General features: G+C 66.7%; 3 protein-coding genes and 1 pseudogene. 2 read left to right on the top strand and 2 right to left on the bottom strand.

From position 1 onward, the window contains the following. The coding region (locus VJV41_RS10735) for a type I polyketide synthase (protein ID WP_325333457.1) at positions 1-3,759 on the bottom strand (3,759 nt) is incomplete at its 3' end. Positions 3,760-3,999: 240 nt separating this feature from the next. Between VJV41_RS10735 and VJV41_RS10740 the strand changes: the two genes are divergently transcribed. Continuing rightward, positions 4,000-4,266, top strand: a complete 267-nt coding sequence (locus VJV41_RS10740) for a hypothetical protein (RefSeq protein ID WP_325333459.1) — start codon at positions 4,000-4,002, stop codon at positions 4,264-4,266. Positions 4,267-4,939: 673 nt separating this feature from the next. Continuing rightward, the gene (locus VJV41_RS10745; RefSeq protein ID WP_325333461.1) at positions 4,940-5,992 is read left to right on the top strand and encodes a helix-turn-helix transcriptional regulator; all 1,053 of its coding nucleotides are present in this window, start codon (positions 4,940-4,942) and stop codon (positions 5,990-5,992) included. Positions 5,993-6,159: 167 nt separating this feature from the next. On the opposite strand, the pseudogene VJV41_RS10750 reads toward VJV41_RS10745, so the two are convergent. Then, positions 6,160-6,279, bottom strand: a pseudogene (locus VJV41_RS10750) (O-methyltransferase); the annotation flags it as partial.

Genomic DNA, 6,279 nt, shown 5'->3' on the forward strand with positions numbered 1-6,279 from the left:
GCAACACAATTCGCGTAGGGCGGCGGCGCGCCCGCTGCCGAGCTCGAACCGCTTACGGGCGCCGACGAAGGTCGGCAGTTTGGGTCGTGGGCGGTCGGTGTCGAGTTCGAGCGTCGGGGCATCGTCGAGTTCAGTCCGCCAGAACTCGAGACGTGCCGGATAGTCCGGGCTACTGAGTCGATCCCGTTGCCACTGAGCGTAATCCGGATACTGGATCGGTAGTTCGGTCAGCGGCGCGGGAAGGCCGCGCTGCAGCGCCTCGTACGTCAGCGCGAGCTCCCGCAGAAGCACCCCGAAGGACCAGCCGTCTGTGATGAGGTGGTGCATCGTCAGGGTCAGCACGTGACCGCCCGGCAGTTCGAAGAGCCTGGCCCGCACCAGCGGTCCGGCCTCGACGTCGAACGGCCGCGCCGCTTCTCGAGCCACCGCCGCGGCCACGTCCTCTTCGTCGAGCCGCTCGAAGGGGAGCTCGAACTCTACGGCGGGGAAGGCCGGGCGCACCTTGGCGAACGGAACGCCCCGTTCGCTTCCGAAGGTGGTGCGCAGGGCATCGTGTCGGGCGACCACCGTTTCGATGCTGCGCCGCAACGACTCTCGGTCGACGGGTCCGGATACGTCGATGCGCGCCCCCACGTTGTAGGCGCTCGACGACGGCAGCAACTGCTGCAGGAACCAGAGTTGCTCCTGGGCGTGTGAAAGCGGCGCACGGCCGGACCATGGCACATGGGGAATGCGGCCCGGGGGCACCGCGCCGGATTCGCGCGCGTTGACTCTGTCGAGCAGGCCATCGGCCAGCGCCGCAATGGTCGGGTGGGCGAAGAACATCGCGGCGGGGACTTCGGCGCCGAGCCTGGCGTGCAGTCGTTGACAGAGGTCCAGGGCGATCAACGAGTCCATGCCCAGCGCCACGAATCGGGCGTTCGGGTCGATGTCAGCGAGCGGGGTCCGCAGGGCCGCCGCCAGTTCGGAGCGAATCACCTCGAGAAGCGTCTCGAGTCGGTACTCGGATCCTCCCGCGACCGGCTCGGAGCGGCGGGCCCCCCGTCCGGACGGCCGCGCCGCTCCCGCGCGTGCCCCGCGGTCCAGCTCGGGCCCGGTGTATGCATCGAACCAGTAGTCCCGGTGCTGGAACGGATAGGTGGGCAGATCCACCACCCGGTGGGAACGGCGTTGGGCGACAGACGAGGTGAGCGAATGGCCTGCGGTGTACGCGGCGGCCAAGCCCTCGGTGAAGGTGCGGCGCGAGTCCGCGTCGCGGCGCATCGACGCCACGGTGCGGGGCGGCGTTTGCGACTGCGGCCAGATCCGCATCGCGGCCGCGGTGAGGACGGGTTGCGGGCCGAGGTCCATCACGACGCCGCAGCCGAGGCCTGCGAGCGTGGCCACCCCGTCGGCGAACCGTACGGGTTGGCGGGCGTGTCGCCGCCAGTACTGGGCATCGAGCGGTGTGCGTCTGGTGACGACTGTGCCCGTGCGGTTGCAGATGAGCGCAATCTGCGGTCCTGCATACGCGAATTCCGCTGCCCGGCTTTCGAATTCGTCGAGAGCAGGTTCCAGCAATGCGGAGTGGAAGGCGTGGCTGGTGTCCAGCCACTCGGTTCGCGCACCGCCGTCGGCGAACGTCGCCACCAGGTGCTCCACGTCGGGTGCGGGTCCCGAGACGACGGTGTTCGCTCCGTTGTAGGCCGCCACCGAGATCTGGGGGAAGTCGGCCGTGCGCTCCTCGACGCGGTCGGTTTCGGCGAAGATCGCCGCCATGCGCCCGCCGGCTGGCAGCTTGCCGATGATCCGGCCGCGTTCGGCGACCAGCCGGATGCCGTTCTCGAGGTCGAACACTCCTGCGACGCACGCCGCTGCGTACTGACCCACACTGTGGCCGAACACCACATCGGGCTCGATACCCCAGGACTGCCACAGTCGGGCCAGCCCCAGCTCCACGGCGAACAGCGCCGGCTGAGCGTATGCGGTGTCGTGCAGCGCCGATTCGGCACCGGCTCCGGTATCGAACAGGATCGAAGTGAGTGGTCGCGCCAGGACGTCCTCGACGGCCGCGGCGCAGCGGTTGACTGTGTCCGCGAAGACCGGCTCACCCTCGAACAATTCGCGCGCCATGCCCACGAACTGGCTGCCCTGGCCGCCGAAGAGCCAGGCCGTCTTCGGCCGTTCGGCGCTGGTGCCCTGGAAGAGGCCGGGGGCGGGCCGCTCGTCGCCGAGGGCGCGCAGCAACCGGCGCGCCCTGGCTCGCGAGTCGACCACCAGGGCAGCGCGACTCTCGAAATGCGCACGCCCGGTTCTCGCCGTGGCGCAGACGTCGGACAGCGCGGCATCCGGGTTGGCGTCGAGCCACTCTCGGTATCGAGCGGCCAAGGCCAACAAGCCTTCTGGGGTCCGGGCCGACAGTGGCAACACATGCGGGCCGGGTTCGCCAACAGCGCAGGGTTGGTCGATCGACTCGCCGACGGCCGGTCCTTCCTCCAGGACGACGTGCGCGTTGGTGCCTGAGAATCCGAACGAGCTCACGCCTGCGGTGCGTGGCCGACCGTTGCGCTTCCACGGCAGCGACTCGTCGACCACCCGCACCGAGAGTCGGTCCCACGCAATGTGCGGCGAAGGGCGGGTGAAGTGGAGATGTTCGGGGAGCGTCTCGTGTTCCAGTGCCAGTGCCACCTTGATGATTCCCGCAATGCCCGACGCCGCCTCCAGGTGGCCGATGTTGGTCTTGACCGAGCCGATCAGCAAGGGCCGGTGGGGATCTCGCCCGACACCGAATACCTCGCCAGCAGCGTGCACCTCGATGGGATCCCCGAGCGACGTGCCGGTTCCGTGCGCCTCGAGGTAGTCGACGTCACCGCCTGCGACCCCCGCGCGGCGAAGCGCGGTCGCGATGACGCGTTGCTGCGCAACGCCGTTGGGCACCGTCAACCCGCCGGAGGCGCCGTCCTGGTTGACCGCGCTCCCGCGGATCACCGCGCGAATCGGGTCGCCGTCGGCGATGGCCTCGGGGAGGCGCTTGAGAACCACCACCCCGCATCCCTCTCCGCGCACGTACCCGTCGGCGGACGCGTCGAACGTCTTGCATCGGCCGTCGGGGGCCAGCATGCGGGCGCGAGAGAAATTGATCATCGGAACGGGCGTCAGGATCACGTTCACACCGCCCACCAGGGCCAGGTCGCAGTCGCCCGAGCTCAATGCCTGGCATGCCTGATGGACTGCGACCAACGACGAACTGCACGCCGTGTCGACGATTACCGACGGCCCCTGCAGCCCGAGCCGGTAGCTGATCCGGCCCGCACCCGCCGCGGGTGAGGTGCCCGTACCCGAGTAGATGTCGATGTCCTCGATCTCGCACAGCCGAACTAGCATGCCCCCGAACTCGTGGGTGGACAGCCCCATGAACACCCCGGTATCGGTTCCGGACAACGACGACGGTGCGATACCCGCGTGCTCCACGGCGGACCAAGTGGTCTCGAGGAGCATTCGGTGTTGCGGATCCATGAATTCGGCTTCACGGGCAGAGATGCTGAAGAACGGCGCGTCGAATCCGGCGACGTCGTCGACGAATCCGGCACGGCGCGCGACCATCTTGCCGGGGGCATCGGGGTCGGGGTCGTAGAAGGCGTCGACGTCCCACCGCTCGGCAGGAACCTCGGAGATTGCTTCGCGTCCGTCGGCGAGCAGCGTCCAGAACTCGCCGGCGTCGGTGGCTCCCGGGAAGCGCACCGCGTAGCCGATGAGTGCGTAGCCGCTTGACTCGGTCACCGCTGACTACAGGCTCGGTCGGCGCATCCGACGGTTGCTGTCATCGTTGTCCGCAAAAATTCAGCGGGACGTGGCCGCGTGACCGCGACAGCTTCATGCGGCCCGATGTGGACCCGACCGATTCCACCTGAGAACCCATCAACATGCAGGTCATGCTAGGACATTTCTTTGACATCAACGTCAATTTGTCGTAAATTGCGAGCGCCCGTCAGGTTCGCCACGGCACGCACCAGTGTCACGATGGCAAAGCCGCAGCGGACGTTGATCGCCGCCGCGCAAGGGGCACTGACCGACTGGCGGTCACCAACGTATGCGCGAACGGTTGGCGAGTGGGTTGGGTCAGTCGCGCGCGGCGGCCAGCAGGCCCTCGCCAAGCGTGGCGAGCACCGGGGTGAGCCGCTCGTCCTCTTCTTGAACGTGCGAGAAGGGAACTCGCTTGCCGCGCTGGTCGCGGCGCGATTCTCACCGATCGCCACCGGCAGTGAGGAGATCTCCGGCGGACCGTAACCTAATTCGCCGCCCGCAATGCTGGCGTGGTCCGGCGCGATCAGATCACCTATTGTCGTTGCGGCGCAAAGTAACTCGACATGGTCAGGCCCCGGTCCGGCGCGGTCCGCGGCGGTGCGCACGCGCGACTTGATTCCGCAGTCGGCGAACTTGTCCCGCTTCAGATCCGAGGTGGCGCGCCCAGTCTTGCCGATGTAGTCCTCGATCTCATGGTCGGCCAACGGATGTCCCGGTAGATGACTCCCGGTGGCGGTGATGTATGCAGTCATCGCATTGCTCCGCTCGATTGTGTTGGGGCTGTGGGTGTTACGCCGACATTTCGCTGGTGTCCACGTTCCATGAACTCGATTTCGGGTTCCCGCGGTTGGGAATGCAGTCCCATTCTTGAGTGCGGCCGGCGGCCTGCGCCTGAGTAGTTGACTACCTGTTTTTCGGCGATCCCTCTTCGTGGGCACGGCGTTGCGCCGGACGCTCACGAGTGCGTTGTCGGTCGTACAGCTTTTCACCGAAGTGCCCAGCATGCGTACTCACGGCTGCAAACCTCGATTTCGGCCACGTGATCGGCTGACACACCCCACTCTTGCGGGTCAGGTTGACGCTTAGGTTAGTTTCGTCTCGAGATGCGGCAAATACGGCAAAGCGCGTATCTTTGCCCGGGGCCACTGGAGACCGAATGGGCAACCTTACGCACGACGATCTTGCCGCCGTACTCGATGTGACGTTGCGGGCCTATTCATTCGACGGCTTGGCGAGTTTTCGCGCGGGCATCCTGACCGAGCTACGTCGTCTGGTCCCTGGCGACGTCGTCGGCTACAACGACCTGGATCTCGCGACCGGGCGTGCACTGATCGTGTTCGACCCGCCGGACGCCGCCATTGCTGATTTACAACCACGGTTCGCGGCCACGGCTCATCAGCATCCTGGCGTCGTGCTCCACCAGCAAGGGGTCTACCGTCCGCACTTTCTGTCGGATCTTGTGTCGACGCGCGAATTGCACCGGTTGGACCTTTACCAGGAGGTGTATCGGCCGATGCAGGCCGAAGACCAGCTCTACTTCCACCTCACGGCACCGGCAATGGTGGCGGTCGCCATCAATCGGTCTCGGCGCAGTTTTTCACAGCGAGACCGCGACGTGATCGAGCTGATCGAACCGCACCTCAGTCGTGCATGGGCGCAGGCACGCCAGCGTGACTACGCGAACGCGGTCATCAAGGCACAGGAGGCAGGCTTGCAGCGAGCAGATGCCGCGGTGCTCGTGCTCGACCCCGGAGGATCGTTGACCACCCACTCCTCCGTGCTGGCCCGCGACCTGCTCGCCAAATATTGGCCGGGCGAACCCCATGTTGATCGGCTGCCGGAGGCACTGGCCGATTGGCTGCACGCCACGAACAGCGATGTGCCGAACACCCTCACCATCGCCAGGGGCCAGGACCGATTGCAGGTGCACGCCCTCTCTGTCCGCAGCCCAGCTGATTGGCGGCCCCTCGTTCTCCATGAGCTGCGCGCGGATGGCTTGCCGGACGTGGAATCGCTACGAAACCTCGGGATCACCGATCGCCAAGCGCAGGTGCTGCGCCTCCTCACCCACGGCTACAGCACCCAGAAAATCGCCGACGAGTTGTACCTCAGCCCTGCCACGATCCGCAAACACCTCGAACACCTCTACACGCGCCTCGGTGTGGAATCCCGCGCCCAAGCCGTAGCGCTCGCATTGACCCAGAAATAGCGCCGGGCCCTTCTGATCGTCGAGTGCACGCGTCGGTTTCACGATGGCAAATCCGCAGTGACACACCACATCCGCGCCGGATCTTGATCACCCACTCGCGAGCAGTCGCAAAATGCCCCGACACGCCGGGAAAAAGGGGCACTTTGCGACTGCTCGCGAGGGGAGGCTCAGTCGCGCGCGGCGGCGAGCAGGCCGTCGCCCAGCGGGATGAGCACCGGTGTGAGCCGCTCGTCCTCGGCGATCAGCCGCGCGGCCTCGCGCACCGCGGCGACCTCGTCGTCCTTGGC

The organism is Mycobacterium sp., assembly GCF_035274705.1.
In the GTDB taxonomy this organism is placed as follows: domain Bacteria; phylum Actinomycetota; class Actinomycetes; order Mycobacteriales; family Mycobacteriaceae; genus Mycobacterium.